Source organism: Streptomyces sp. DH37 (genome assembly GCF_029813835.1).
Lineage (GTDB): Bacteria > Actinomycetota > Actinomycetes > Streptomycetales > Streptomycetaceae > Streptomyces.
Genome location: NZ_JARVKV010000010.1, coordinates 37,540 through 64,278, shown reverse-complemented (window position 1 = coordinate 64,278; position 26,739 = coordinate 37,540). Strand labels below are relative to the sequence as shown.

Genomic DNA, 26,739 nt, shown 5'->3' with positions numbered 1-26,739 from the left:
TCCCCCCTCAGCCCCGGACGCGCAGGCGGTCGGTGCTGTCCTCACTGGGCTGTACGACGACGAACCCCTGGCCGGAGAAGGCGATCTGGTACGCCTCGCCGCTGCCGCGGCCGATCAGCGCGCTCGCCTTCATGCTCCGCTTGCCCTTCATCTTCAGACCGGCCGACCAGGCCACCAGGGCGTCGGGGTCGACGTACGTCTCGTCCTCGCCCCGTCCGCAGTCCACCACGACGGGTGTGCCGCGGGAGGTGAGGGCGACCCAGCCGGTACCGGAGATCCCCACGTTGAACAGGCCCTGCCCGGCGAACTTCGCCAGGCCCTTGACGCGCTCGACGCCCCACTGGAGGTGGGCGTCGAAGGCGAGGAGGTTGGTGCCGTTGACGGAGAGGGACTCGTTGTTCAGGTTGAGGCAGACGACGTCGGCGCCGTAGTCGGCCAGGTAGAGCAGCCCGTCGCCGCTGCACTTCATCAGCGGCGCGCCCTCTCCGGTGAGCCACTGGGAGGCGGCCTGGCGGACGGCCGGCGGGTTGGCCTCGTACTGGACGAAGCCCTCGTAGGCGACCATCGAGCCGGAGCGGGCGAAGACGTCCTGGCCCCCGGCCATGGCGATCCTCACCATGTGCGGGCCGTGGTTCTCCATGCGGGCGGCGGGCGGGGTCGGGGCGTAGCCCGAAATCACTGTCTGGTTCACGACGGGCTCCCTCAGACCTCGTAGGGCTGGACGACGATGAAGTTGCCGGGCGCGCCGCGGAACTGGAGGTTCACGGTCTCCCCGCTGTGGCCCGGATAGGCGTTGCGGCGCAGCCGCACCTGGCTGGAGATGATCACCTGGGAGCCCGCGGACCAGGCGACGACGGCCTGGCAGTCGGCGAAGGTGGTCGGGGTGACGGGCAGGACGACCGGGGTGCCCTGCGTCTTGACCACGACGGTGCCGGTGCCCTGGAACTGCAGGGTGAACAGCGCGCCGCCGGGGATGCCGTGGCCCTCGATCCGGCGGACCTCGTACCGGAGGGTCTCGTCGAAGGCGAGCACGTTCTCGGCGGAGACGCAGATGGCGTCGCCCTGGAGTTCGATGGGGTGGACGTGCGCGGCGTTCTCGGCGAAGAACACCTGGCCGCGGCCGGTGCAGCGCATGAGCTGCATCTCCTGGCCGGTGGCGTTGCCGACGATCCGGCCGGCGAACCCGGCGCTCTTGTAGGAGAAGTCGACCTTGCCCTGGTAGAGCACCATGCTGCCCTGGCGGGCGAGGACGCCCTGGCCGTCGTGGCCGAGGTCGGCGCGGATCAGCGCCGGGTTCTGGAGGGTCCAGCGCTGGCCGGTGGGCGCCTCGCGGTACTTCTCCAGCGCGGCGCCGATGCCGGCCGCCGGGCCCTGGGGGACCTGGGGGACGCCGGGATGGCCGGGGGGCTGCCCGAAGGGCTGGTGCGGGGCCTGCGGCTGCCCGAAGGGGTTGGGCACGGCCTGGCCCGGGACGGTGGGGGCCGCGGGCATCGGGGCGGGCGGGCCGGGGGGAGCGACGGGCGCGGGCGGGCCGGGGGGAGCGACGGGCGCGGGCGGCCCGGGCGGGACGGCCTGCCCGGGGAAGCCCGGCTGGGCGGGCTGGTCCCCGTAGGAGAGCGGGGCGGGCTGCGCCGGCTGTCCGAGGGGCTGGGCGGGCGCCGGAGCCGGGGCGGGGGCCTGCTGCGGGGCCGGGACCTGCTGCGGGGGCGCGGGAGCGGCCGGAGGCGCGAAACCGGGCGCCGGGCCGGCGGGCGGCGCGAAACCGGGCGCCGCCTGGGGAGCGGGCGCGGGTTCCGGCGCCGGCTCCTCCTCCGCCACCTCGCCGCCGAAGTGCTTCAGCAGCGCTTCCAGTCCCCCGTCGAAGCCCTGGCCGACCGCCGCGAAGCGCCAGACGTCCTTGAGGTAGAAGTCGCCCAGCATCACCGCCCGCTCGGTGGTGAACTCCGAGCCGTCGAACGAGTAGCGCGCGACCTCCTCGCCGCCCGCGACGATCCGCAGATAGCCGGGTTCGGTCTGGGACATCTGCCCGGCGCCGTCGATCGTGGCGGTGAAGGAGAGCTTCCGGATGTTCGCGGGGATGCGGTCCAGCGTCACCCTGAAGGACTCGGTGTCGCCCGCCTGGGCGCCCAGGAGCTGGATCGACTCCTCCGGCGACTTGGGCTGGTTGAAGAAGACGAAGTAGCGGTCGTCCGAGAGCCGCTCATCGGCGTCGAGGCCGAAGCAGCTGATGTCGAAGCCCAGTCCCGGTCCCGAGATCCGCACGCCCACGTACAGATCCGTCCCGGCTGTCAGATCGCTGATCTTGGCCTTGTGGCCGCGTTGGAATTCCCTGGCCATGCGTAACGACCGTCCCCCATCCGAAGCGGTGAATTGCGTTGCGCCAGGCTAACCGGTGCTCCCCCCGGCTCACTCGCCCCTGTCGCGGGGAACGTTCGGCAGCCGGTCGGCGGCGATCACGCCCTCCAGGAACCCCCGGGCCCGCTCGGTGCGCGGATAGGCCTCCAGCAGCCGCCAGAAGTCCGGGCCGTGGCCGGGCACCAGCAGGTGCGCCAGTTCGTGCAGGAGGACGTAGTCCAGGACGTACTCCGGCATGCCCTGCAGACGGTGGGAGAGGCGGATGCTGCCCTCGGCGGGGGTGCACGAGCCCCAGCGGGTGTTCTGGTTGGTGACCCAGCGCACGGTGACCGGGCGGGCGCGCCCCCGGAGGTACTGCTCGGACAGCCGCGCCGCGCGTTCGGCCAGACCGCCGTCGTCGAGCGCCCTCCTGCTCTCCTGGGCGGCCAGCTTGTCGAGCATGACGTTCACCCAGCGCCGCTCCTCGTCCTTCGACATCCGGGCCGGGATGAGGACGATGGTGCGGCCGCCCTCGCGGTAGGCGGAGACCGTGCGGCGGCGGCGTGTGCTGCGGCGGACCTCGACCGCGCCCGGTCCGCCCGGTCCCGCCGGCGGCGCGCCGTCCGCCGTCGCACCTCCCGGCCCGGGGCCGTGGTGCGGCGTCTCGGCGCTGTTCAGCGGGTCGGCGTGCACGCCACGACGTTACCCGCTGGGGTCGGTGGAAGTCCCGCCTCCGGACGCCCGAGGGGGAAACGCCCCTCCGTGCGAGCCGGTGGCGCGCCTCCCGGGCGCCCCCGCACGACCGGTATGACGAATGCCGCGGCCTGTGGACAACTCTCCGCGGCGACCGCGGGGGGAGTCGCATGCTGGGCCCGTCCGGTGTTCCCGGCGCCCGGTGCGTCGGCAGTGGTTGAGGGGGTTGGTGTGCATCCGATGATCAAGCCGGCGCTGCGGCGCGCCTGGCGGGACCGGAACACCGTGCGGTACGGGGTGGCGCCCGCGCACGCGGTGCTGCTGGGCCCGGTGGACACCGCGACCGGCAGCTTCCTGGAGCTGTTCGACGGCACCCGCAGCCTGCCGCAGCTCAGGCGGGCCGGGGAGGCGATGGGGCTCGGGGCGGACGCGGCCGACCGGCTGGCGGCACGGCTGGCGGCGGCGGGGCTGCTGGACGACGCCACCGCGCACCGGCCGGCCGCGGCCCGGGTGGAGGACCGGCTCCGCCCGGACCTGGGCTCGCTCTCGGTGCTCCGGCCGGAGCCGGGCGGCGGGGTGCGCCGGCTGGCCGCCCGGGCGGCCGGCCGGGTGCAGGTGCGCGGTGCGGGACGGGTCGGGGCGACGGTGGCGGCGCTGCTGTCGGCGGCCGGGGTGGGGCAGGTCGACGTGGTGGACGGGGGCTGCGTGGCGCCGTGGGACACCGCGCCGGGAGGCATCGCGCCCGACCAGGTCGGGGAGCGGCGGGTCTCGGCCGCGGGCAGGGCGGTGCGGCGGGCGGCCTCCGGGTCCCGGCCGCCCCGCCCCGCCCGGGGGGAGGCGGAGCCCGGGCTCGGCCTGGTGGTGATCGCGCCGCGCGACGGACTGGCCGCCTACGCCCCGGACCCCGCCGCGGCCGGGGAACTGGTCCGCGGCGGGCAGCCGCACCTGTACGCCGGCGTCGTCGAGGCCACCGGCTTCGTGGGTCCGCTGGTGCTGCCGGGAGCGACGGCGTGCGCGGAGTGCCTGATGCTCGGCCGTTCGGAGCGGGAGCCCACCTGGCCGCTGGTGGTGGCACAGTGGAGGTCGGCACGGCGATCGGCCGTGCCCGCCTGTGACGTGGCGCTGGCGACGGTGGTCGCGGGGGCCGCCGCCTCGTACGCGCTGAGTTTCCTGGACGGGGACGAGAGCTGTGTCACAGACGCGCGGCAGCAGTGGGTGCTGCCGCGGCTGCGCGCCGAGTCGGAGCCGGTGCCGCCGCACGCGGAGTGTCCGTGCGGTGCCGCTCCCGTGCACGGTGACCGCCCACTCTCGGCGGACGGGGCCCAGCGGTCCACAATGGCCACATGACCGCTGTCCTCGGCGCTGCCACCTGGTCGTGCTGTCGGGAAGTTGGAGGGGCACATGTCGGATCTTCCGCGCAAGGCCGTCACCCGTACCGCCAAGCTGGCCGCGCTGCCGCTGGGTATAGCGGGGCGCGCGACCTGGGGGCTGGGCAAGCGGATCGGCGGTTACTCCGCGGACCTGGTCGGGCAGGAGCTGCAGCAGCGCACCGCCGAGCAGCTGTTCAAAGTCCTCGGGGAGCTGAAGGGCGGCGCCATGAAGTTCGGCCAGGCGCTGTCGGTCTTCGAGTCGGCGCTCCCCGAGGAGGTGGCGGGGCCGTACCGCGCGGCGCTGACCCGGCTCCAGGAGGCGGCGCCCCCGATGCCGGTGGCCACGGTGCACGCCGCACTGGCCGAGCGCATGGGCGAGGACTGGCGGGAGCTGTTCGAGGAGTTCGAGGACAAGCCCTCGGCGGCGGCCTCGATCGGGCAGGTCCACCGCGGTGTCTGGCACGACGGCCGCCCGGTGGCGGTGAAGGTGCAGTACCCGGGCGCCGGTGAGGCGCTGCTGTCGGACCTGAACCAGCTGGGGCGCTTCGTCCGGCTGCTGGGCCCGCTCATCCCGGGCGTGGACTTCAAGCCGCTGGTCTCGGAGATGCGGGACCGCCTCAGCGAGGAGCTGGACTACGAACTGGAGGCCCAGGCGCAGGGGGCGTACGCGGCGGAGTTCGCCGACGACCCGGACGTGCGGGTGCCGGATGTGGTGTACCAGTGCGATCAGGTGCTGGTCACCGAGTGGATGGAAGGCGTGCCGCTGGCCGAGGTGATCAGGAACGGCAGCCGGGAGGAGCGGGACCGGGCCGGACAGCTGCTGGCGCGCTTCCTCTTCTCGGGCACGGCCCGCACCGGCCTGCTGCACGCCGACCCGCACCCGGGGAACTTCCGTCTGCTGACCGGTGACGCCCCCGACGGGCCGCCCGAGAGCTGGCGGCTGGGGGTGATGGACTTCGGCACGGTGGACCGGCTGCCGGAAGGGCTGCCGCCGACGATCGGCATCGCGCTGCGGATGGCGCTCGACGGCGACTCGGAGGCGGTGTACGGGCTGCTGTGCGACGAGGGCTTCGTCAAGCCGACGATAGAGCTGGACCCGGAGGCGGTGCTCGACTACCTCATGCCGATCATCGAGCCCGCCCAGGTGGAGGAGTTCACCTTCTCCCGGGACTGGATGCGGGAGCAGGCCACACGGATCGCCGATCCGCGCTCCCCCGCCTACCATCTGGGCAAGCAGCTCAATCTGCCGCCCTCCTACCTGCTGATCCACCGGGTGACGCTCAGCACGATCGGTGTGCTGTGCCAGCTCGGCGCGCGGGTGCGCATGCACGAGGAGATGGAGGCGTGGGTGCCGGGTTTTCTGCCTGAGGAGGGCGACGAGGCGGACCTCGACCTCCCGGAGGGCGAGGCGGAGATGACGGAGACCTCCGCCTGAGGGCCCCGGAGGCCGGGGACGTCCCGCGGGCTCCGCGGAGCCCGCGGAGCCCGCGGAGCCCGCGGAGCCCGCGGAAATGCGGGAACCGGGGCGGTACCGCCCCGGTTCCCGTGCCGTTCTCGGTCGTCGCCCGGCCCGCCGGTCCTGGTCGTCAGGGCCGGCGGCCGGGAGCGGCTGTCGGCTCCCGCCGGCGGCGGAGCCGGTCCGCGGTCACTGCATGACGGCCAGGGCCAGCGCGCGGCGGGCCCGCAGGGAGGCCCGCTCGGCACGGCGCTGCATGCGGCGGGCGATGATCAGCCGATGGCCGAGTTGCTCGGCCTCGGCTTCCCGCATGCGTTCGTGCATATGGGCGCGGGCCATGGCTTCTGGGATGAGTTGCATGTCGCGGTTCCTGTTCTGGCGCGAGGCGGTGGCGTCGGGCTGGGTGCTTGCGTGGTTGTCAGTGCTGAGGGTCATCGCGGGTTCCGACTTCGGGAAGGGACGCAGCGCGGGATCGTGCGTCGCGGGGCGATCGATGGTGCCGGCGGTGTTCATGCCGTGACCGGGTTCTTGCGCGGGCGACCACGCGGCCGCTTGCGGGGAACGACGACCCCCTGGACGAACAGCTCGCCGCCCCAGACGCCCCAGGGCTCGCGCCGGTCCTTCGCCCCGGCGAGGCACGCCTCGCGCAGCGGGCAGGTCTGGCAGAGGGACTTGGCGTACTCCACGTCGGCAGGCGACTCGGCGAAGAAGACCTCCGGGTCGTAGCTGCGGCAGGGCACGGCCACACCGAGACGCTCGATGGCGTCGTCGAGCTCGGTGAGCGTGGTGAGCGGGGTCAAGGAGTCCTCCGTGGAATCGGGCGGTCGGATCGGGTCGGGCTGTACGGACGGGGCGTGCGTCTGGATGTGCACGGCGGTGAGTTCCTCGTCTGTGCGTCGTCTCTTCGACCCGGCTGGTGGCCGGGCCACTTGGGGAAAACAAAAGGGCCGCGGATCCCGGTGTGGGTTCCGCGGCCCTGGAAGGTGCCGACCTGATCGCGCCGATCAGGCTGGATCTCTCCAGGGTTCGAGCCCACGGAAGGCCCACATCGTGTGGTGCTGCGACTGCTTCTGTCCGTTGTCGGCACCGTTGGCCGCGCCGGCAAAGGCATAGGCATCAGCCTGTGCCGCCGCCACTACCGCGGGTGCCTGGGTCGGTCGCTCGCTGATCCGCTCGCGGATCGGCAGAACCGCGAGGGAGGCCGGGCGTGCGGCCGCGACACCGGAGACACCGGTGCCGGACAGGCGGGAACCGAGCAGGCAGGAGGCGACGACCTCGCGGCCGACCAGTTCCGTCGTGATCGTGGTGGTCATCGAAGTTCGCCTCCTCTCGGCGCTTGTGGGGGATCGATCGGTGTGTCGATCCGGACGTTCAGGGTTCAGTACAGCATGGATCCGGTGGAGCCAGTAGGCCCCGCCTTCTCCATGCCCGGAAGGCTATGAGGGTTGGCACGGCCCGCGCAAACTATTTTTCCGGCAGATTCGTAACAGCCTCCGTGACAGATTCCGGAGCCCCTTCGTCCACTTGTTCGCCCGCCGGTTCCCCGGCGTCCGCGCCGACCTCCTCGCCCGCGCACAGGGCCAGTACGTCGGCGCCGAACCTCTGGAGTTTGCGTCCGCCCACACCGGGGATCCGCGCCAGCTCCGCCTCGTTGTCGGGCAGGGCCTCGGCGATCGCCATGAGGGTCTTGTCGGTGAAGACGCAGTAGGCGGGCTGGCCGAGCTGCCGGGCCTGGGCCGAGCGCCACTCGCGCAGCCGCTCGTACAGTTCCTCGTCGAGGTCGGACGGGCAGCCCTCGCAGCGCATCAGCTTGATCTCGCCCGCGTCGGTGAGGGTGCGCCCGCAGACCCGGCACCGCACCGGACCGCGCCGCCTGCGCGACCGCCCGCCGCCGCGCTCGACCCCGCCGGCGCCACCCGTACGGCCGCCGTCCGACTGGGAGCCGGGCCGCAGCCCCGCCAGGAACCGGCTCGGGCGGCGTCCGCCGCGCCCGCCCGGCGAGCGCGACAGCGCCCAGGACAGGGAGAGGTGGCGCCGGGCCCGGGTGACGCCGACGTAGAGCAGCCTGCGCTCCTCCTCGATCTGCTCGTCGGTCTTCGCGTAGGTGATGGGCACCGTCCCGTCGGTCAGTCCGACCAGGAAGACCGCGTCCCACTCCAGGCCCTTGGCGGCGTGCAGCGAGGCGAGGGTGACGCCCTCGACGGTGGGGGCGTGCTGCGCGTTCGCCCGCTCGTCCAGCTCGGCCACGAGGTCGGCCAGCGTCGCCTCCGGCCGGGCCCGCGCGAAGTCCTCGGCGAGCCGCACCAGGGCGGCCAGGGACTCCCAGCGGTCGCGCACCGCGCCCGAACCGGCCGGGGGCTGGGGCGTCCAGCCCGTGCCGCCGAGCACCGCCCGCACCTGGGAGGGGAGGTCCACGGCGTCGGCCAGCAGCGTGTCGTTGCCTCCGGCGCGCGCCGCGCCGCGCAGGGCGACACCGGCCTCGCGCACCTCGGGCCGCTCGAAGAACCGCTCGGCGCCGCGCAGTTGGTAGGGCACCCCCGCGTCCGCCAGGGCCTGCTCGTAGACCTCGGACTGGGCGTTGACGCGGTAGAGCACCGCGACCTCGCTCGCGGGGACCCCGGCGTCCATCAGTTCACGGATCCGGCGGGCGACGCCCTCGGCCTCGGCCGGCTCGTCGGCGTACTCGGTGTAGGCGGGCTCGGGCCCGGCCTCCCGCTGGGAGACCAGCTCGAGCCGGTGCTCGGCGGCCCGGCCCCGGGCCTGGGACAGCAGTCCGTTGGCCAGGTGCACCACCTGCGGTGTGGAGCGGTAGTCGCGCACCAGCTTCACCACCGTGGCGTCGGGGTGCCGGGCGCGGAAGTTGAGGAGGTGGTCGGGGGTGGCCCCGGTGAAGGAGTAGATCGTCTGGCTGGCGTCGCCGACGACGCAGATGCTGTTCCGCTCCCCCAGCCACAGCTCCAGCAGCCGCTGCTGGAGCGGGCTGACGTCCTGGTACTCGTCCACCACGAAGTGCTGGTACTGCCGCCGCACGGTGTCGGCGATGTCCGGCCTCTCCTCCAGGATCCCGACCGTGAGCAGCAGCACGTCCTCGAAGTCGATGACGGAGCGCTCGCGCTTGAGCTGCTCGTAGAGCCCGTAGATCCGGCTGATCTCGGCCGGGTCGCGCGGGGCCTCGCGCGAGGACTTCGCCACCGCGGCCGGGTAGTCCTCCGGCACCGTCTGGGTGACCTTGGCCCACTCGATCTCGCCCGTCGTGTCGCGCAGTTCGTTGCGGTCGAGCCGGATGCGGCAGCGGGCCGCGGCCTCGGCGACGAGCTGCACCTTGCGCTCCAGCAGGCGGGGCAGCTCGCCCCCGATCGCCTTCGGCCAGAAGAACTGCAGCTGGCGCAGGGCGGCGGAGTGGAAGGTGCGGGCCTGCACACCGCCGGCACCGAGCTGGCGCAGCCGCCCGCGCATCTCGCCCGCGGCGCGGTTGGTGAAGGTGACGGCCAGCACACTCGCGGGCGGGAGTATGCCCGCCCGCACCCCGTACGCGATCCGGTGCGTGATCGCGCGCGTCTTGCCCGTACCGGCCCCCGCCAGCACGCACACCGGGCCGTGCAGCGCCGTCGCCACCTCCCGCTGCTCGGGGTCGAGCCCGTCGAGCACCGCGTCGGGCGACCGGGGGACGGAGGGGAAGAGTGAGGAGGGGGTTGCTGCTGTCACCCCGCCATGCTGCCAGGTCGGCGCGGAGGCCCGTAACCGTCGTCCACAGGCGGTCGTGATTCCTCACAGGAATGCGGGGCGGGGACACCGGGAAGCGGCGGGGGCGCACGCGTACACGCGTACGGGGGAACGGGCGAGGCGGCCGGGAATGGTCCGGGCCGGTTGAACGTTCCACCGATGCCACAGCGGCGAGACCGTCGAGACTGCCGAGACGAAGGAGCGCGAGACCCATGGCGGGAACGGTGACGATGTACAGCACCACCTGGTGCGGCTACTGCCGCCGGCTCAAGGGCCAGATGGACCGCGAGGGGATCGCGTACACCGAGGTGAACATCGAGCAGGACCCGGAGGCCGCGGCCTTCGTGGAGAAGGTCAACAACGGCAACCAGCTCGTTCCCACCGTGCTCTTCCCCGACGGCTCGGCCCTCCCCAACCCGTCGATAGCGCAGGTCAGGGAGAGAGTCGGCGCCTGACGTCCCACCGCGGGGCGGTCCGGGCGGCCCCCAGCGGCCGCCCGGACCGCCCCGCCGTGCTTTTCCGGGGGGTTCCGGAACGTCCCGGGGCGTCCCGGGGTGTTCCGGGGGCTCGGCCGGGGGGCCGGGGGCCGGAGTCAGTCGGCCGCGGAGCCGGACGCCGCCGCGGGCACCTCCCCGAAGGCCTCTTCGAAGGCTTCCTCGAGGGCCTCCTCAAGGAGTGCCCCGGCGGCGTCGACGGCCGCCGCGAGGGCTTCGGGAGAGGCGTCCAGCCCCGCGACGACGCCGTCGACGCCGCGCAGTCCGGCCCGCGCCAGCAGGCTCTTCTCGTTGGTCACCCACTCGCCCCGTGCCGCCAGCACCGCGTGCCCCGCCTGCGCGGCGGCGGTGGCGACGGCCCCGGCGACCTCCGCGAGACGGCCGTGCGGCGCGTGGTGGTCCCGGGCGTAGGCCAGGGTGAGGCGCGCGGTCGCCCGCCACTCCTCGGCGGCCGCCCCGCGCAGCGCCGGCGGATAGGACGAGGGGCGGGGCAGGGTCCCGCGCAGCACCCGGTTGACGGCGAGTTCGGCGACGACCAGGTAACTGGGGATGCCGGCCAGGTGGAACATCAGCGGCTCGCGGTGGAAGCGTCCCCGCACGGCCTCGGCGAGCTGGTGCTCCACGACGTCCAGGTCCCGGTAGTGCACGTCGACCCGGCGGCCGTCGACGGTCAGCCAGGCGCCGCCGTTGAACACCCCGCCTCCCCAGTCGCCGATCCCGGAGACCTCGCCGGGCCAGCCGACCGCCCGCAGGTCCCCGGGGTCGAACCCGCCCCGGTAGTAGACCGCGAGGTCCCAGTCGCTGTCCGGCCGGTGCGTCCCCTGGGCCCGTGAGCCGCCGAGGGCCACGGCCCGGACGCCGGGGAGCGCCGCGAGCCGGTCCGCGACGTGGTCGAGGAACGCCCGGTCGTCCACGGGAACCACCTCGCCTTCCGATGCGTGCCGGTCATGTCCTGCCGCGGTGAAGCGTGCCACAGGGACGGCGGAGGCGGGGGCGGAGGCGGGTGCGGGCCGCGCGCCGAGCCCGGTGTGCGCGCCGTGCCGGAGGACGGACGGCTTCCCGCGGCGGGCCGGGGGCGCGCGCCGGTCACACCGGGCGCGGCAGCGGCTCCCCGTACCACAGCTCGATCAGCCGGGCCGCGATCGAGATGCCCGACGGCGGCAGCACCTCGCCGGAGGCGAAGGCGTCGCGCAGCTCCTCGCGGGAGAACCAGCGGGCCTCCTCGATCTCCTCGCCGTCCACCCGGATCTCGGTGGAGGTGGCGTGCGCCACGAAGCCCAGCATCAGACTGGACGGGAAGGGCCACGGCTGGCTGGCGACGTACTCGACCCTGCCGATCGTGACGCCCGCCTCCTCCCCCGCCTCGCGGACGACCGCCTGCTCGATGGACTCGCCCGGCTCCACGAAGCCCGCGAGCGTGGAGAAGCGGCCCTTGGGCCAGTGCACCTGGCGGCCCAGCAGCGCCCGGTCCCCGGAGTCCGTCACCAGCATGATCACGGCCGGGTCGGTGCGCGGGTAGTGCTCGCCGCCGCAGGCCGGGCAGCGGCGGATGTGGCCGGCGGCGGCGATGACCGTGCGCTCGCCGCAGCGCGAGCAGAAGCGGTGCATGCGCTGCCAGTTCTCCAGGGCCACGGCGTGCACCATCAGCTGGGCGTCGCGCTCCGAGAGCAGCACGCCCGCCTCCCGCAGCCCGGCCGGGCGGGCCGCGTCGTCCATCCGGCCCGGCAGCGCGTCCTTCTGGAGGGCGAAGTAGCGCACGCCGTCCCCGTCGATGCCGAGGAAGTAGCGGTGCGCCTCGGTCAGCGGGGCGTCGAAGGACGGCATGGTCACCAGTTCGGCGCGGCCGTCCCCGGTGTCCTCGATCAGCACCTGCCCGCCGGACACCACGAAGCAGCGGGTCGTCGGGTGACTCCAGGCCGCCCCGAGCCAGGCCTCGTCCAGCCGGTGGTGGGCGGCGCGGTCGATGCCGCCGGTGGCGGTGAGCGTGATCGGAGGGTGGGCGGTGGTGTGGTCGGGCCAGGTGATCACGGCTGCTACCAACTTCCCCTGCGGCGTGAGCGGTGGTTCGGGTGCGTACGACGGCCGCCCGACGGTCCCGTGCTGTCCGGGTGCGGTGGAAGCCCCGTTCCCCTCCGTCCGCGGCAGCGCCCGCTCACGGCCGTCCCGTCCGCTCCCCCGTGCCGGGGGGGCCGGGGCGCCGGCCGTCTGCGGGAACGGCAGGCCGACCAGCGGTGTGCGCGCGGACGGCGGTGTCCACGAGCGGCCGGGGTGGTGCTCATGCCCCGAGCCTATCCGGCCGCCCCACCCGTCCCGGAATCGGCCGCCGCGTCCCGCCGGGCGCCCGGCCCCTCGCGACGGCCCGGAATGTCCGGACCGTCCCGGAGCTCGTCCTCCCCGTCCTCCTCGGGGCCGCCGCGTCCCCCGCCGCCCTCGCGCTCCTCCGGCCCGTACAGCAGCAGCCGCTCCAGCTCGGCCCGGCCCGGCAGCCGGGCGGGGCGGACCAGCTCGCCGCTGCGGACGTGGAGGAAGGCGGCGCGCACGGCCTCGGGCGGCAGCCCGTGCCGCTCGGCCCAGGCGAGGCGGTAGACGGCGAGCTGGAGGGGGTCGGCCGTCCGGGAGTGCCCGGTCTTCCAGTCGATGATCTCGAAGCCGCCGTCCTCGTCGCGGTAGACCGCGTCGATCCGGCCCCGGACCACCCGGCCCGCGAGCACCAGGCGGAAGGGCGCCTCGACCCGGTACGGGGTGCGGTGGGCGTAGGGGGTGCGGCCGAACGCCTCCTTGAGCGCGGCGAGGTCCCTCTCGTCGGCGATCCCGGCGGCGGTCCCGCCCGGGTGGGTCCCACCGTCCTCCTCGCCGCCCGGCAGCTCCTCGGGGTCGAGCAGGGGCAGTTCCAGCGCCTCGAAGCGGGACTCCACCCAGGCGTGGAAGCGGGTGCCGCGCCGGGCCGCGGCGGGGCGCGGCGGCTGCGGCATGGGCCGGGCCAGCTCCTCGGCGAACCTCCCGGGGTCGGCGGCCAGGCGCACGAGCTGGGTCGCGGACAGGGTGGGGGGCAGCGGAACCTCCCGTACGCCCGACCGCGCGCGGCGCAGTTCGGCGGCGAGCGCGTCCAGGTCGCGGTCCCAGGAGGCGACGGCCCGCGCCTCCTCCGGGGTCAGCTCCGGCGCCGCGGGCTCCTCCCGCGGCGCCGTGCGGGGACGGGGCAGCGTCCGGGCCGGCGGCCCCCCATCGGGCCCGCCCCGCTCCCCGCGTCCGTCCGGCCCGCCGTCGGCGCCGCCGTCCGGCCCGCCGTCGGCGCCGCCGTCCGGCCCGCCGTCGGCGCCACCGTCCGCCCGTCCGTCCAGATGGGCCAGGACCCGCGCGGCGGCGGCGCGGCGGCGCGCCCAGGCCGCCTCGTCCAGCGGCAGGGGCCAGGCGCGCTCCTCGGCCGGCTCCTCCAGCGCCGGGTTCTCCTCGCCCTCCTCCGGCTCGTCGGCCCAGTGCTCGACCTCGCCGTGGCGGGGGTCGGCCTCGCAGTGCCCGCGCAGCGCCTCCAGGAACGCCGAGGGACCGCGCGGCGTCTTCTGGCTCGGCCCCCACCAGTGGCCGGAGCCCAGCAGCAGGGAGCGGGGCCGGGTGAAGGTGACGTAGCCCAGCCGCAGTTCCTCGGTGTACTGGTGCTCCCTGACCGCCTCGTCGTAGGCCTTGCGGTCCCCGGCCGTCCAGCCCCCCAGCTCCGGCAGGGTCGCCGCGTCGCCGCGCAGCGCGGGCGGCAGCACCTTCGGCTGGGCGAGCCAGGACTCGCGGGCCTGCTCGCTGGGGAAGTTCTTCCGCACCAGCCCGGGTACGGCGACCACGTCCCACTCCAGGCCCTTGGACTTGTGCGCGGTGAGCACCTTGACGGTGTTCTCGCCGCCGGGCAGCGAGCCGTCCAGGCCCTTCTCGTACTCGGCGGCGGCGCGCAGGAAGCCCAGGAAGGCCAGCAGGGTGGACTGCCCGTCCAGCGAGGCGAAGCCGGCGGCGATGTCCAGGAAGGTGCCGAGGGTCTCCCGGCGGCGGGCGGCCAGCGCGTGCGGGGAGGCGGAGAGCTCGACCTCCAGGCCGGTGGCGGACAGCACCCGGTGCAGCACGTCCATCAGCGGATCGGCCAGCGAGGCCCGCAGATCGCGGATCTCCTTGGCCAGCCGGGCGAAGCGCACCCGGGCCTCGGCGGAGAACGGCAGGGGGTCGTCGTGGCCGCTGGTCCCCAGGAAGGTGTCGAGCGCGTCGGCCAGCGAGACCACCTCGGCCGGGTCGGTGCCCTCCACGGCCGCGGCCAGCCGCGCCCCGACGTCGGCGTCCCCGCCCTCCGCACGCGGGCCGCCGGGCACCAGCAGCCGGGCGCGGCGGCCCAGCAGGGCCAGGTCGCGGGGGCCGATGCGCCAGCGCGGACCGGTGAGCAGGCGGACGAGGGAGGCGTTGGCGGTCGGGTCCTGGAGGACCTCGCACATGGCGACCAGGTCGGCGATCTCCGGCAGGTGCAGCAGTCCCGACAGGCCGACGACCTCCACCGGCACCTCGCGGGCCACCAGCGCGCCCTGGATCTCGGCGAAGTCGCCGGCGGTCCGGCACAGCACGGCGATCTCGCCGGGCGGCGTGCCGGTGCCGACCAGGTGGGCGATGGAGTCGGCCAGCCACGCGATCTCCTCGGCGTGGGTGCGCAGCAGCGCGCAGCGCACCAGGCCGTCGCGCTCGGCGCCGGGGGCGGGCCGCAGCGCCTCGACGCCGGCGTGGCGGGCGCGCAGCGGCGCGGCCAGGGTGTTGGCCAGGTCCAGCAGCCGTCCGCCGCTGCGGCGGTTCTCGCTCAGGGCGTGGCGGCGGGCGGGGGCGCCGTCGGCGCGGGGGAAGTGCTCGGGGAAGTCGTCGAGGTTGGCCACGGACGCCCCGCGCCAGCCGTAGATGGCCTGGCAGGGGTCGCCGACGGCGGTGACCGCGTGCCCGGTGCCCCCTCCGAACAGGCCCGCCAGCAGGACGCGTTGGGCGACGGAGGTGTCCTGGTACTCGTCCAGCAGCACCACGGCGTACTCCTCGCGCAGGATCCGCCCGACCTCGGGCACGTCGCGCGCCAGCCTCGCCGAGAGGGCCATCTGGTCGCCGAAGTCCAGCAGTTCGCGCTCGCGCTTGCGCCTGCGGTACTCCTCGACGAGCCCCAGCAGCTCCAGGCGGCCCCGCACGGTCTCGGGCACCTTCCGCAGGGCGGCGTTGGTGAGCTTCACCGCGCCGCTCTCCAGCAGGTCGAGCAGCGCGCGGTCGTACGCGCGCAGCCGCTCCGGCTCCACCAGGTGCTCGGACAGCTCGCCGTCGAGCGCGAGGAGGTCGCGCACCAGCTCGCTGACGGACTTGGTCAGCGCGGTGAAGGGGCCGGGCGCGGCGCGCAGCACCGAGGCGGCGAGCTGGTAGCGGGTGGCGTCGGCCAGCAGCCGGGCGGACGGCTCGATGCCCAGTCGCAGGCCGTGCTCGCCCAGCAGCTGTCCGGCGAAGGCGTGGTACGTGGAGATCCGCGGCTCGCCCGGCGCGTGGTCGGGGTCGGCGGGGTCGGGGTCCAGCACCCCGGCCTTCGTCAGGGCCTTGCGCACGCGGTCGGTCAGCTCGCCCGCGGCCTTGTTGGTGAAGGTCAGTCCCAGCACCCGCTCGGGCGCGACCTGCCCGGTGCCCACCAGCCAGACCACCCGGGCGGCCATCACCGTCGTCTTGCCCGAGCCGGCTCCGGCCACGATGACCTGCGGTGCGGGCGGCGCGGTGATGCACTCCATCTGCTCGGCGGTGAAGGGGATGCCGAGGAGCCGTCTGAGGTCGTCGGGGTCGGTGAGCTGTGCGGGCACCCGCAAGACGCTAGCGCTCCCCGCCGACAGCCGCGGCGGCGCGGTCGCCGGCGGGGAGCGCGGCACGCGGCGCGCCCGGGGGTCCGCGGACCGCCGGCGACCGCGCCGATCAGCCCCGCGGGGAGCCCGGTCGACCCGGTTCCCCCGTGTCGGCGGCCTCGGCCGGCTCCGGTTCCCCGCCCCGGCCTTCTCGCCGAAGCCGGTGAAATCGGTGGAACCGGCGAACCCGGTGAAGTCCGTCACACCGGGCCCGTCACCGCCCTCCCCCTCCACCCGCGGGACGCGGGGCTCGGCGTCGTCGCCGGCAACGCAACCGGCGGCGGTCTCCCCGGCGTAGCGGCCCGCCGGCCCCGCGGTCGGGGCGCAGACCGCCGCCGGGACGCCCCTCCGCACAACCGGGTTGCCGGTACCGTTCGTTCGCGCCGTGCCGCCGGGGCACGGGACCGGACCGCTCCGGACCGGTTCTCACTCCACGATGTGGCGCCCCTCCGGCCGGGCGCTGCACGCCCCCCTGAACGAGCAGGTGCCGCAGTGCCGTCCGGGCGAGGGCGTGAACCGCTCGTCCAGGACGCGTCCGGCCGCGTCGGCCAGCAGTTCGCCGACCCACTCCCCGTTCCCGTCGTAGGAGGACAGGGGCCGCTGCCGCTGCACGGCCGGGAGCGCGTCGCCGCCCTCCTTCCTCGGCGCGCCGATCCTGAGCTGTACCAGTTCCGCGCCACCCGGCTCCGGACGCCCGTCGAAGCCCTCGACGCCGTCGAGGGCGCCCTCGCGCACCGCGAGCTGGTAGACGGCCAGTTGGGGGTGGTGCTCGACCTCGGCGGCGGTCGGCTTGTTCTTCCCGGTCTTGAAGTCGACGACGTACGCCCGGCCGTCCGGTCCGCGCTCGACGCGGTCCATGGAGCCGCGGATGCGGACCCGGTGGCCGCCCGCGTCCAGCGTCACGTCGAAGCCGTGCTCGGTGGCGGCCGTCTCGCGCCCGGTGTCCCGCTCCATCACGTGCCAGCGCAGGAAGCGCTCCAGGGCGGCGCGGGCGTTCTCCCTCTCCTGCCGCGACTTCCAGGGCGCCTCGAAGGCGAGCGAGTCCCACACCGAGTCCAGCCGCTCCAGCAGGACGGACAGGTCGGCGGGGGTGCCGCCGGAGGCGACCTCGTCGGCCAGGACGTGCACCACGTTGCCGAACCCCTGGGCGGCGGTGGCGGGCGGTTCCGCCTTCACCTCGCGGCCCAGGAACCACTGGAGCGAGCAGGCGGTGGCGAGTTGGTGCAGCGCGCTGCCCGACAGCGTGACCGGCTGGTCGCGGTCGCGCAGCGGCACCTCGCAGCGGGTCGGCTCGTACAGCCCCCACCAGCGGTGCGGGTGCGCGGCGGGGACGAGGGCGTTGCCGTCGTCGTCGCGCAGCGCGGCCAGCCGCGCCAGCCGCCGCGCGGCGGCCTCGCGCAGCGCGGGCGAGGCGCCGGGGTCGACGGTGGTGGCGCGCAGTTCGGACACCAGGGCGGCCACCGACAGCGGACGGCGCGGACGGCCGGTGACGTCCTTCGGCTCCACGCCGAGCTCGGTCAGGAAGCGGGAGGGCTGGTCGCCGTCCTCGGCGGCGGCGCGCACGGCGGTGACGACCAGGCGGTCGGCGGCCCGGGTGGCCGCCACGTAGAACAGCCGGCGCTCCTCGGCCAGCATCGCGCCGGGGGTGAGCGGTTCGGCCAGCCCGTCGCGGCCTATGCGGTCGGGCTCCAGCAGCGAACCGCGCCGCCGCAGGTCGGGCCAGAGCCCCTCCTGCACCCCGGCGACGACCACCAGCCGCCACTGCAGGCCCTTGGCGCGGTGCGCGGTCATCAGCCGTACGGCGTCGGGGCGCAGCGCCCTGGGGGCGATGGTGTCGCCGGCGATGTCCTGGGCGTCCAGCTCCTCCAGGAAGTTGAGCGCGCCGCGCCCGCCGACGCGCTCCTCGGCGCGGGCGGCGGCGGCGAACAGCGCGCAGACGGCGTCCAGGTCGCGGTCGGCGTTGCGGCCCGCGGCGCCGCCGCGCAGGGTGGCGCGCCGCAACCGTTCGGGCCACCGGCCGTCGCCGGCGTTCCACAGCAGCCACAGCGCCTCCTCGGCCGTGGCGCCGCCGGCCAGCGCCTCGCGCGTCTTGCGCAGCAGCAGGCCCAGTTCGCGGGCGCCGCGCGCGTACGACGGGTCGTGCGCGACCAGCCGCTCGGGCTCGGACAGCGCCTCGGCCAGCAGTTCGTCCGAGGGGCGGGGCACGGCGCGGCCGGCGGCGCGCTCCTCCTCGCGCAGCGCCCGGCCCAGGCGGCGCAGGTCCGCGCCGTCCAGGCCGCCGAGCGGGGAGGTCAGCAGGGTGAGGGCGGTCTCCACGTCGATCCAGGGCCCGTCCGCGCCACCGTCCGCGCCCGTGTCCGCACCACCGTCAGCGCCAGCGTCACCGCCACCGATCGTCCCGGCCCCACCGGCGGAGTCCGCCGCGGCCGCCCGCGCCACCACGCGCAGCGCGGTCAGCAGGGGCGTCACCGCCGGCTCCCGGCCCAGCGGTACGTCGTCGCCGTCGATCTCCACCGGGACGCCGGCGGCCGTCAGCGCCCGCCGCACCGAGGGGATCGTGCGGTGGCCGGCGCGCACCAGCACCGCCATCTCCCCCCACGGGACGCCCTCCTCCAGATGGGCGCGGCGCAGCAGGTCGGCGACGTTGTCCAGTTCGGCGCCGGGGGTGGGGTAGGTGTACACCTCCACCCGGCCGCCCTCCCGGGCGGCGGACAGCTCGCGGTGGGCCCGCACGGCGCCGGCCGGGAGCCGGGTGAGCGGCATGCGGCGGGTGAGCCGGCGGGTGGCCTCCAGCACCACCGAGGCGGAGCGGCGGCAGGTGCGCAGCACCTCGACCGGGGCCGGGGAGCCGTCGCGCCGCCGGAAGACGCGGGGGAAGTCGAGGATGCCGTTGACGTCCGAGCCGCGGAAGGCGTAGATCGACTGGTCGGGGTCGCCGAAGGCCACCAGCGTGCGGCCCTGCCCGGCCAGCGCGCGCAGCAGCCGCACCTGCGCCGGGTCGGTGTCCTGGTACTCGTCGACGTACACCGCGTCGTACCGCGCGGCCAGCTCCGCCCCCACCTCGTCCCGCTCGGCGAGCAGCACCGCGCGGTGGACCAGCTCGGCGTAGTCGAGCACGCCCTGGAGGTCCAGCACGTCGAGGTACTCGGCCAGGAAGGCGGCGGCGGCCCGCCAGTCGGGGCGGCCGGCCCGGCGGGCGAAGGCGTCCAGCGCGTCCGGACCCAGGCCCAGCTCCCGGCTGCGGGCGAGGACGGCCCGCAGCTCGTCGGCGAAGCCGCGGGTGGTCAGGCAGGCGCGCAGCTCGTCGGGCCACCGGGCCCGCTCCCGCCCGGTGTCCTCCAGCTCCGCCTGGCCGGCCAGCAGTTCGCGGATGCGCAGGTCCTGCTCGGGGCCGGACAGCAGCCGCAGCGGCTCGGCGAACAGGTCGGCGTCCTGGTGGGCGCGGACCAGCGCGTAGCAGTACGAGTGGAACGTCGTGACCTGCGGAGTCTGCGAGGCGGGCCCGTGCAGGCGGGCCGCCATCCGGTCCCGCAGCCCGACCGCCGCCTTGCGGCCGAAGGTCAGCACGAGGATGCGCTCCGGGTCGCCCCCGCGCCGCACGCGCTCGGCGACGGACTCCACCAGGGTGGTGGTCTTGCCGGTGCCGGGGCCGGCCAGGACGAGCAGCGGTCCGCTCCTGTGGTCAACCACCGAGCGCTGGGCTGCGTCCAAGGCAGGGAGGCTCGCCGGACCGGGCGGGGTACGCACCAACCGGTACGTATCGGACTTGTGGGAGGAACTCACGTGGATCGCCGGTCCTGGTCGCTGTGCTGGATGGTGCAGACGGTACGCCAGTCGGCAGCCGTGGCGCATCGCGTCGCGCCCGTACCCCGTTCGGACGGCGCACCCCGTGTACGGCGATGCCATGACGGAAGCTGGTACGTGTGAGGAGTCCTATGCCAGGGGCGACGAGGGCGTCAGGGGCGCCGGGCGGGCCGTGCGCGGACCTCGTTTCCGCGGTTTCCGCGGTTCCCGCCGTTCCCGCCGTCGTTCACGCCGCCGTCCCCGCCGTTCCCGCCACCGTCCCCGCCGCCGTCGCCCTCGTCGCCGTCCCAGCGGGCCCGGCGCATGTCGATACGGACCGGGCCGGGGCCGGCCTCGGCGCCGGAGCCCCCGCGCAGCGGGGTGTCCTCCTCGCGGTAGTGGACCAGCGCCCGCCCCTCGTGGCACGGCGGCGGCGTCCCGTCGGCCCGCACCACGCGCCACCAGGGCACCGCGCCGCCGTAGAGGGACATCACCCGGCCCACCTGCCGCGGTCCCCCCTCCTCCAGCCACTCGGCCACGTCGCCGTACGTCATCACCCGGCCGGGCGGGATGCGCTCCACCACGGCCAGCACCCTCTCCGCGTACTCCGGCAGCTCGCCGGCGGGCCCGGTCATGGCGGCCATGGTGCCCCACCGCGGCGGCGCTCCGCACGGACACCCGCGCGAAGGCGGACGCGACACGCACAAAATCCGCTTTCCGTGGAGAAATGCGACCTCCCTCACCGGCCCGCCGCCCCCTCGTGCCACCATCGTCCCGGCGGTGACAGGTGATACGAGAGCAAGAAGAGGCCGAAGAGCAGGGCGGGACCCCTCCGCGGGAGGAGCCCCGTTCCGCTCCCCCCTCGCCGCACACCGGCGGCCCCGACGGAGGCGGCTCCGGGGGACGGGACGCGACGGGCCCGGACCACCTCGAGGGCGACGAGCCGATCCTCCCCGCCCGGGTGCACCGCCCCTCCGACCTGATGCGGCTGCTGCTCGGGGTCCTCGGCATCGCCGTCGTCCTGGTCCTCGCGGCCTTCGCCCACGGCACCACCGCCGGCCTGGAGCAGGACATCGACAAGGGCGCGGGCCAGGCGCCGCCCCTGCTGATCAGCTTCGCCGGCTTCGCCTCCAGCGTCGCCGTGCTGATCGTGCCGGTGGCCTTCGCCCTGGAGCGGCTGATCAAACGGGACGGGCTGCGGATCGCCGACGGCGTGCTCGCCGCCGTCCTGGCGCACGGCGTCTCGCTCGCCACCGACCTGTGGGTCGCCGAGCAGGCCCCGGCCTCCGTCCAGAACGCCCTGACCAGCCCGGCGCCCGAGGGCGGCCTCACCGACCCGGTGCACGGCTACCTGGCCCCCGTCATCGCCTACATGACGGCCGTCGGCATGGCCCGCCGCCCCCGCTGGCGCGTGCTGCTGTGGGTGGTGCTGCTGCTGGACGCCTTCGCGGTGCTGGTCGGCGGCTACACCACGCCGTTCTCGATCCTGGTCACCGTGCTGATCGGCTGGACCGTCGCCTACGGCACGCTCTACGCGGTCGGCTCCCCCAACGTCCGCCCCACCGGCCAGAACCTGCTGGCCGGGCTCCGGCGCGTCGGCTTCAAGCCGGTCCGGGCGCTGCGCGAGGACTCCGCGGAGGCCGAGCGGCACGAGCAGAGCGACCGGGGCCGCCGCTACCTGGTCACCCTGGAGGAGGGCCCGCCGCTCGACGTCACCGTGGTGGACCGCGAGCAGCAGGCGCACGGGTACTTCTACCGCGCCTGGCGCCGCCTGGCGCTGCGCGGCATCACCCAGCGCCGCAGCCTGCAGTCGCTGCGCCAGGCCCTGGAGCAGGAGGCCCTGCTGGCGTACGCGGCCATCGCCGCCGGGGCCAACGCCCCCCGGCTGATCGCCACCTCCGAGCTGGGCCCCGACGCCGTCATGCTCGTCTACGAGCACGTCGACGGGCACAGCCTGGGCGCCCTGCCGGACGGGGAGATCACCGACGAGCTGATGCGCGCGGTCTGGCGGCAGGTGCGGGCGCTCCAGTCGCGGCGGATCGCCCACCGGCGGCTGGAGGACGACGCGCTGCTGGTGGACGATTCCGGCAAGGTGTTCCTCACCGACCTCAGCGGCGGCGAGATCGCGGCCGGCGACCTGGTGCTGCGGATGGACGTCGCGCAGCTGCTGACCACCTTCGGCCTGCGCGTCGGCGCCGAGCGGGCGGTCGCGGCGGCGGTCGCGGTGCTCGGCCCGGACGCGGTGGCCGACAGCCTCCCGCTGCTCCAGCCGATCGCGCTCAGCCGCGGCACCCGCGCCACCCTGCGCAGGCTGGCCAAGGAGCGGGCGCAGCGCGAGCGGGAGGCGGCCATCGAGGCGTCCCGCCACAGCCGCGAGCTGCACCACGCCCAGGGGCACGCGCCCGCCGGCGACCGCAGGTCGATCCGGGCGGAGAAGCACGCCGAGAAGCAGGCCGTCATGGAGGCCCTGGAGGAGGCGCGCGAGGAGGACCTGCTCGCGCAGATCCGCCGGCAGGTGCTGCTGGTCCGCCCGCAGGCCCCGATACAGCCCGCCCGTCTGGAGCGCGTCAGGCCGCGCACGCTGGTCAGCTTCATCGCGGGCGCCTTCGCCGCGTACTTCCTGCTCTCCCAGCTCACCCACGTGGACTTCCGGCAGGTCATCGGCGGGGCGAACTGGGGCTGGGTGGCCGCCTCGCTGCTGTTCTCCGCCCTGACGTACGTCGCCGCGGCGATGAGCCTGCTCGGCTTCGTGCCCGAGAAGGTCCCCTTCCTGCGGACGGTGGTCGCCCAGGTGGCGGGCTCCTTCGTCAAGCTGGTGGCGCCCGCGGCGGTCGGCGGCGTCGCGCTCAACACCCGCTTCCTGCAGCGGGCCGGGGTCCGGCCCGGCCACGCGGTCGCCAGCGTCGGCGCGTCCCAGCTCTTCGGCCTGGGCAGCCACATCGTGCTGCTGCTGGTCTTCGGCTATCTGACGGGCACCGAGCACACCCCGACCCTCTCCCCGTCCCGCACGGTCATCGCCGGGCTGCTGACGGCGGCGGTGCTGTCCCTGATCGTGACGGCGATCCCGGCGCTGCGGAAGTTCGTGGTGGAGCGGGTGCGGGCGCTGTTCGCGGGCGTCGTCCCGCGGATGCTGGACGTCGTCCAGCGCCCGCAGAAGCTGCTCAGCGGCATCGGCGGCATGCTGCTGCTGACGGTGTCGTTCGTGATGTGCCTGGACGCCTCGGTCCGCGCCTTCGGCGGCGAGCTCAGCTACGCGAGCATCGCGGTCGTCTTCCTGGCGGGCAACGCGCTGGGCTCCGCGGCGCCCACCCCGGGCGGTCTGGGCGCGGTGGAGGCGGCGCTGATCGCGGGCCTGATCGCGTTCGGGCTGCCCAAGGAGATCGCCACCCCGGCGGTCCTGCTCTTCCGGCTGATGACCTTCTGGCTCCCGGTCCTGCCCGGCTGGCTGTCCTTCACCCATCTGACGCGCAAGCAGGCGCTCTGAGCACGGCTTGAGCACGGCCTGGGCACGGCACGGACGGACGCCCGCCTCGCGGATACGAGCCCCAGACCCCGAACCGCCTTGCTTCCGCCAGCCCGTACGCCATAACGTCGTGCACATGCGTTCCTACTCCATGGGCCGGGCGGCCCGGCTGCTCGGCGTCAGCCCCGACACCGTGCGCCGCTGGGCGGACGCCGGACGGCTGCCCACGCGCCGGGACGAGGGCGGACGGCGGCTGGTGGCGGGCGAGGACCTGGCCGCCTTCGCCGTCGCGCTCGCCGCGGAGGGCCCCGGTGGCCCCGGCGGCTCCGACGGGGAGGACCGCGAACCGCACACCAGCGTCCGCAACGCCTTCCCCGGGATCGTCACCGCCGTCAGACTCGGCGACGTCGCGGCCCAGGTCGAGATCCAGGCCGGGCCCCACCGGCTGGTCTCCCTGCTCACCCGGGAGGCCGTGGAGGAGCTGGGCCTGGCGGTCGGCGTGGAGGCCGTGGCCCGGGTGAAGGCCACCAACGTGCACGTCGACCGGGTGTGAGGCGGCCCGCCGTGCCCGGTACGCGTACGCCCCGCGCGCCCTCCCGGCCGTCCCGCCGCGTCCGTCTCGCCGCCGTGCTGCTGGCCGTCCTGACCCCGCTGACCGCCCTGACGGCGGCCTGCGGGGGCGGCGCGCTCGGCCGCACCGGCGACGGCGCGGAGACCACCGTGACGGTGCTGGCGGCCTCCTCCCTCACCGACGTCCTCACCGGGGCGGGCGCCGCCTACGAGGAGGAGCACCCCGGCGTACGGCTGCGCCTGTCCTTCGCCGGCTCCCAGGAGCTGGCCGCGCAGATCCGCCAGGGCGCGCCCGCCGACCTGGTCGTCACCGCCGACACCGCGACGATGGACGCGCTGCGGGACCTCACCGGCCCGCCCACCGTGATCGCCCGCAACCGGCTCGCCCTCGCCACCGCACCCGGCAACCCCCTGGGCGTCGACTCCCTCCACGACCTCGCCCGCGAGGACGTCAAGGTCGTGCTCGCCGCCCCCGAGGTCCCCGCCGGCCGGTACGGGCAGCGGCTGCTGGAGCGGCACGGCGTCACCGTGCGCCCGGTCTCCCGGGAGCCGAGCGTGCGGGCCGTGCTGAGCAAGGTGGAGCTGGGCGAGGCCGATGCCGGGCTGGTGTACGTCACGGACGCCGTGGCCGCGGACGGGCGCGTCGAGGCCGTGCCCGTCGGCGGCCCCGCCGTGCGCTACCCCGCCGCCCCGCTCAAGGACGCGGCGCACCCGCGGGAGGCCGCCGCCGTCATCGCGTGGCTGGGCACCGGGCCGGCCCGCCGCCTGCTGCGGGAGGCCGGTTTCCAGCTGCCATGAGCCGCCGCACCGCCCGTCGCGCCCGTGCGCGGACGCCCGCCGCGCTGGCCGTGCCCGCCGCGCTGGCGCTGGTCTTCCTGGCCCTCCCCCTGGCCGGGGTGGTGGCCCACACGCCCTGGCGGGACCTGGCCGGGCAGCTCTCCTCCCCCGCCGTGGTCCGGGCCCTGGGCCTGTCCCTGCTGGTCTCCGGCTGGGCCCTGCTGCTCTCCCTCGCCCTGGGCGTGCCGCTGGCGTGGCTGCTGGCCCGCACCGACTTCCCCGGCAAGGCGCTGGTGCGCTCCCTGGTGCTGCTGCCGATGGTGCTGCCGCCGACCGTCGCGGGCGTGGCCCTGCTGCGCGGCTTCGGACGCGGCGGCCTGCTGGGCGGACCGCTGGAGGCCGCCGGGGTGACGCTGCCGTTCTCCACCGCGGGCGCGGTGGTCGCCGCCGCCTTCGTGGCGATGCCGTTCCTGGTCATCAGTCTGGAGGGGGCGCTGGCCGGGATCCATCCGCGCTACGAGGAGGCCGCCGCCACGATGGGCGCGACCCTTCCCCAGACCCTGCGGTACGTCACCCTGCCCATGGCGACGCCCGCCCTGGTCGCGGGCGGGGCGCTGTGCTGGGCGAGGGCGCTGGGCGAGTTCGGCGCGACGATCACCTTCGCGGGCAACCTGCCGGGCGCCACCCAGACCCTGCCGCTCCAGGTCTACCTGCTCCTCCAGCAGGACCCGGCCGCCGCGACCTCGGTCTCCCTGCTGCTGCTCGCCGTGGCGACGGCCGTCCTGGTCGTCCTGCGCGGCCGCTGGCTGGGCCACTCGCGCTGAGACCGCCCGCCACCGATCACCACCGATCACCACCGCAGCCTTCCGTCCCGGCGGCCGTACGGCGGCCGGGACGCGCGGCGGCCCCGGAGACGGGGTCTCCGGGGCCGCTTCCACACGTCGCCCGCATGTCGTCCGGTCCTGCGGTCAGTAGACCGGCTTCTCCGGCTCGATCTGGGTGACCCAGCCGATGACGCCGCCGCCGACGTGGACGGCGTCGGCGAAGCCCGCGTTCTTCAGGACCGCGAGGACTTCCGCACTGCGGACACCCGTCTTGCAGTGCAAGACGATCCGCTTGTCCTGCGGCAGCTCGCCCAGGGCGTTGCCCATCAGGAACTCGTTCTTCGGGATCAGACGCGCACCGGGGATGGAGACGATCTCGTACTCGTTGGGCTCGCGGACATCGATGATGTCGATGTTCTCGCCCTCGTCGATCCACTCCTTGAGCTGCTGCGGGGTGATGGTCGCGCCCATCGCGGCCTGCTGGGCCTCGTCGGAGACCACGCCGCAGAACGCCTCGTAGTCGATCAACTCGGTGACCGTGGGGTTCTTGCCGCAGACCGCGCACTCGGGGTCCTTGCGGACCTTGACCTGGCGGTAGGTCATCTCCAGGGCGTCGTAGATCATCAGGCGGCCGAGCAGCGGCTCGCCGATGCCCGCCAGGAGCTTGATCGCCTCGGTGGTCTGGATGGATCCGATGGAGGCGCACAGCACGCCCAGCACGCCGCCCTCGGCGCAGCTCGGGACCATGCCCGGCGGCGGGGGCTCGGGGTACAGGCAGCGGTAGCACGGCCCGTGCTCGCTCCAGAAGACCGACGCCTGGCCGTCGAAGCGGTAGATCGAACCCCACACGTACGGCTTCTTCAGCAGCACGCAGGCGTCGTTGACCAGGTAGCGGGTGGCGAAGTTGTCGGTGCCGTCCACGATCAGGTCGTACTCGGCGAAGATCTCCATCACGTTGGAGGAGTCCAGCCGCTCCTGGTGCAGGTTGACCTTCACGTACGGGTTGATCCCGAGCACCGTGTCCCGGGCCGACTCGGCCTTGGACCGGCCGATGTCCGACTGGCTGTGGATGATCTGGCGCTGGAGGTTGGACTCGTCGACCTCGTCGAACTCGATGATGCCGAGAGTGCCGACGCCCGCCGCGGCCAGGTACATCAGGGTCGGCGAGCCGAGGCCGCCCGCGCCCACGCAGAGGACCTTGGCGTTCTTCAGCCGCTTCTGCCCGTCCATCCCGACGTCCGGGATGATCAGGTGGCGGGAGTATCTGCGGACCTCGTCGACAGTGAGCTCGGAGGCCGGTTCGACCAGGGGTGGCAGCGACACGGAGACCTCAACAGGGTTGGTCGGTGGACGGTTGTTCCTCGCGTAACACTGCC

Annotated in this window: 19 protein-coding genes and 1 pseudogene; 7 read left to right on the top strand and 13 right to left on the bottom strand. The window is 75.1% G+C overall.

The features are described from left to right. Nucleotides 1–7: 7 nt before the first annotated feature. The 3 genes from QC029_RS08070 to QC029_RS08060 form a co-directional block, all read right to left on the bottom strand. Nucleotides 8–691, bottom strand: coding sequence for an AIM24 family protein (locus QC029_RS08070; protein WP_279554785.1), 684 nt, complete (start codon nt 689–691; stop codon nt 8–10). Nucleotides 692–702: 11 nt separating this feature from the next. Then, nucleotides 703–2,337 carry a TerD family protein gene (locus tag QC029_RS08065; protein WP_279554784.1) on the bottom strand — a complete coding sequence of 545 codons (1,635 nt, stop codon included), beginning with the start codon at nt 2,335–2,337 and terminating at the stop codon, nt 703–705. A gap of 69 nt (nt 2,338–2,406) precedes the next feature. Then, complete coding sequence (locus QC029_RS08060; RefSeq protein WP_279554783.1) at nt 2,407–3,027, bottom strand: M48 family metallopeptidase; 621 nt, start codon at nt 3,025–3,027, stop codon at nt 2,407–2,409. 231 nt (nt 3,028–3,258) lie between these two features. Here QC029_RS08060 and QC029_RS08055 point away from each other — a divergent pair, with 231 nt between their 5' ends. Continuing rightward, nucleotides 3,259–4,374 carry a ThiF family adenylyltransferase gene (locus QC029_RS08055; protein WP_279554781.1) on the top strand — a complete coding sequence of 372 codons (1,116 nt, stop codon included), beginning with the start codon at nt 3,259–3,261 and terminating at the stop codon, nt 4,372–4,374. A 54-nt stretch (nt 4,375–4,428) separates the two neighbouring features. Next, a complete protein-coding gene (locus QC029_RS08050; RefSeq protein WP_279554780.1) occupies nt 4,429–5,832 on the top strand; it encodes an AarF/ABC1/UbiB kinase family protein in 1,404 nt (467 codons plus the stop codon). Between the two features lie 210 nt (nt 5,833–6,042). On the opposite strand, the gene QC029_RS08045 is transcribed toward QC029_RS08050, so the two are convergent. From QC029_RS08045 to QC029_RS08030, 4 genes are all read right to left on the bottom strand, one after another. Then, the gene (locus tag QC029_RS08045) at nt 6,043–6,366 is read right to left on the bottom strand and encodes a hypothetical protein (protein ID WP_279554779.1); all 324 of its coding nucleotides are present in this window, start codon (nt 6,364–6,366) and stop codon (nt 6,043–6,045) included. Further along, nucleotides 6,363–6,725, bottom strand: a complete 363-nt coding sequence (locus tag QC029_RS08040; RefSeq protein WP_279554778.1) for a WhiB family transcriptional regulator — start codon at nt 6,723–6,725, stop codon at nt 6,363–6,365. The genes QC029_RS08045 and QC029_RS08040 overlap by 4 nt, the downstream gene beginning before the upstream one ends. A gap of 132 nt (nt 6,726–6,857) precedes the next feature. Beyond that, complete coding sequence (locus QC029_RS08035; protein ID WP_279554777.1) at nt 6,858–7,166, bottom strand: hypothetical protein; 309 nt, start codon at nt 7,164–7,166, stop codon at nt 6,858–6,860. 151 nt (nt 7,167–7,317) lie between these two features. Then, nucleotides 7,318–9,558, bottom strand: a complete 2,241-nt coding sequence (locus tag QC029_RS08030) for an ATP-dependent DNA helicase UvrD2 (protein WP_279554776.1) — start codon at nt 9,556–9,558, stop codon at nt 7,318–7,320. A 230-nt stretch (nt 9,559–9,788) separates the two neighbouring features. Between QC029_RS08030 and QC029_RS08025 the strand changes: the two genes are divergently transcribed. Beyond that, entirely contained in the window at nt 9,789–10,031 is a 243-nt protein-coding gene (locus QC029_RS08025) for a mycoredoxin (protein WP_279554775.1), read from the top strand. A gap of 137 nt (nt 10,032–10,168) precedes the next feature. Here QC029_RS08025 and QC029_RS08020 read toward each other — a convergent pair whose 3' ends face one another. The 5 genes from QC029_RS08020 to QC029_RS08000 form a co-directional block, all read right to left on the bottom strand. Next, entirely contained in the window at nt 10,169–10,993 is an 825-nt protein-coding gene (locus QC029_RS08020; protein ID WP_279554774.1) for a nucleotidyltransferase family protein, read from the bottom strand. Nucleotides 10,994–11,156: 163 nt separating this feature from the next. Then, nucleotides 11,157–12,098 (bottom strand): NAD(+) diphosphatase, encoded by a 942-nt coding sequence (gene nudC, locus QC029_RS08015; RefSeq protein ID WP_279554773.1) that lies wholly within the window; start codon nt 12,096–12,098, stop codon nt 11,157–11,159. A 260-nt stretch (nt 12,099–12,358) separates the two neighbouring features. Continuing rightward, nucleotides 12,359–15,907 carry an ATP-dependent DNA helicase gene (locus QC029_RS08010; protein ID WP_279554772.1) on the bottom strand — a complete coding sequence of 1,183 codons (3,549 nt, stop codon included), beginning with the start codon at nt 15,905–15,907 and terminating at the stop codon, nt 12,359–12,361. A 465-nt stretch (nt 15,908–16,372) separates the two neighbouring features. Beyond that, on the bottom strand, nt 16,373–19,657 hold the full coding sequence (locus QC029_RS08005) for an ATP-dependent helicase (RefSeq protein ID WP_279554771.1): 3,285 nt from the start codon (nt 19,655–19,657) through the stop codon (nt 16,373–16,375). Between the two features lie 245 nt (nt 19,658–19,902). Then, nucleotides 19,903–20,373 carry an MGMT family protein gene (locus tag QC029_RS08000; protein ID WP_279554770.1) on the bottom strand — a complete coding sequence of 157 codons (471 nt, stop codon included), beginning with the start codon at nt 20,371–20,373 and terminating at the stop codon, nt 19,903–19,905. A 143-nt stretch (nt 20,374–20,516) separates the two neighbouring features. On the opposite strand from QC029_RS08000, the gene QC029_RS07995 reads away from it, so the two are divergent. The 4 genes and pseudogenes from QC029_RS07995 to QC029_RS07980 all read left to right on the top strand — a co-directional run. Further along, nucleotides 20,517–23,213 carry a YbhN family protein gene (locus QC029_RS07995; protein WP_279554769.1) on the top strand — a complete coding sequence of 899 codons (2,697 nt, stop codon included), beginning with the start codon at nt 20,517–20,519 and terminating at the stop codon, nt 23,211–23,213. Between the two features lie 115 nt (nt 23,214–23,328). After that, nucleotides 23,329–23,745 (top strand): molybdopterin-binding protein, encoded by a 417-nt coding sequence (locus tag QC029_RS07990; protein WP_279554768.1) that lies wholly within the window; start codon nt 23,329–23,331, stop codon nt 23,743–23,745. Between the two features lie 107 nt (nt 23,746–23,852). Then, complete coding sequence (gene modA / locus QC029_RS07985; RefSeq protein WP_279554870.1) at nt 23,853–24,560, top strand: molybdate ABC transporter substrate-binding protein; 708 nt, start codon at nt 23,853–23,855, stop codon at nt 24,558–24,560. Continuing rightward, a pseudogene (locus QC029_RS07980) lies at nt 24,557–25,351 on the top strand (ABC transporter permease); the annotation flags it as partial. The gene modA and the pseudogene QC029_RS07980, both read left to right, overlap by 4 nt. A gap of 156 nt (nt 25,352–25,507) precedes the next feature. On the opposite strand, the gene moeZ reads toward QC029_RS07980, so the two are convergent. Next, complete coding sequence (gene moeZ, locus QC029_RS07975; RefSeq protein ID WP_279554767.1) at nt 25,508–26,686, bottom strand: adenylyltransferase/sulfurtransferase MoeZ; 1,179 nt, start codon at nt 26,684–26,686, stop codon at nt 25,508–25,510. Nucleotides 26,687–26,739: the final 53 nt, after the last annotated feature.

Excerpts from the sequence above, each read along its gene's own strand:
- QC029_RS08000 (WP_279554770.1), bottom strand. The coding sequence starts at position 20,373 with ATGGCCGCCATGACCGGGCCCGCCGGCGAGCTGCCGGAGTACGCGGAG.
- QC029_RS08025 (WP_279554775.1), top strand. The coding sequence starts at position 9,789 with ATGGCGGGAACGGTGACGATGTACAGCACCACCTGGTGCGGCTACTGC.
- QC029_RS08045 (WP_279554779.1), bottom strand. The coding sequence starts at position 6,366 with ATGAACACCGCCGGCACCATCGATCGCCCCGCGACGCACGATCCCGCG.
- QC029_RS07990 (WP_279554768.1), top strand. The coding sequence starts at position 23,329 with ATGCGTTCCTACTCCATGGGCCGGGCGGCCCGGCTGCTCGGCGTCAGC.
- QC029_RS08065 (WP_279554784.1), bottom strand. The coding sequence starts at position 2,337 with ATGGCCAGGGAATTCCAACGCGGCCACAAGGCCAAGATCAGCGATCTG.
- QC029_RS08050 (WP_279554780.1), top strand. The coding sequence starts at position 4,429 with ATGTCGGATCTTCCGCGCAAGGCCGTCACCCGTACCGCCAAGCTGGCC.
- QC029_RS08035 (WP_279554777.1), bottom strand. The coding sequence starts at position 7,166 with ATGACCACCACGATCACGACGGAACTGGTCGGCCGCGAGGTCGTCGCC.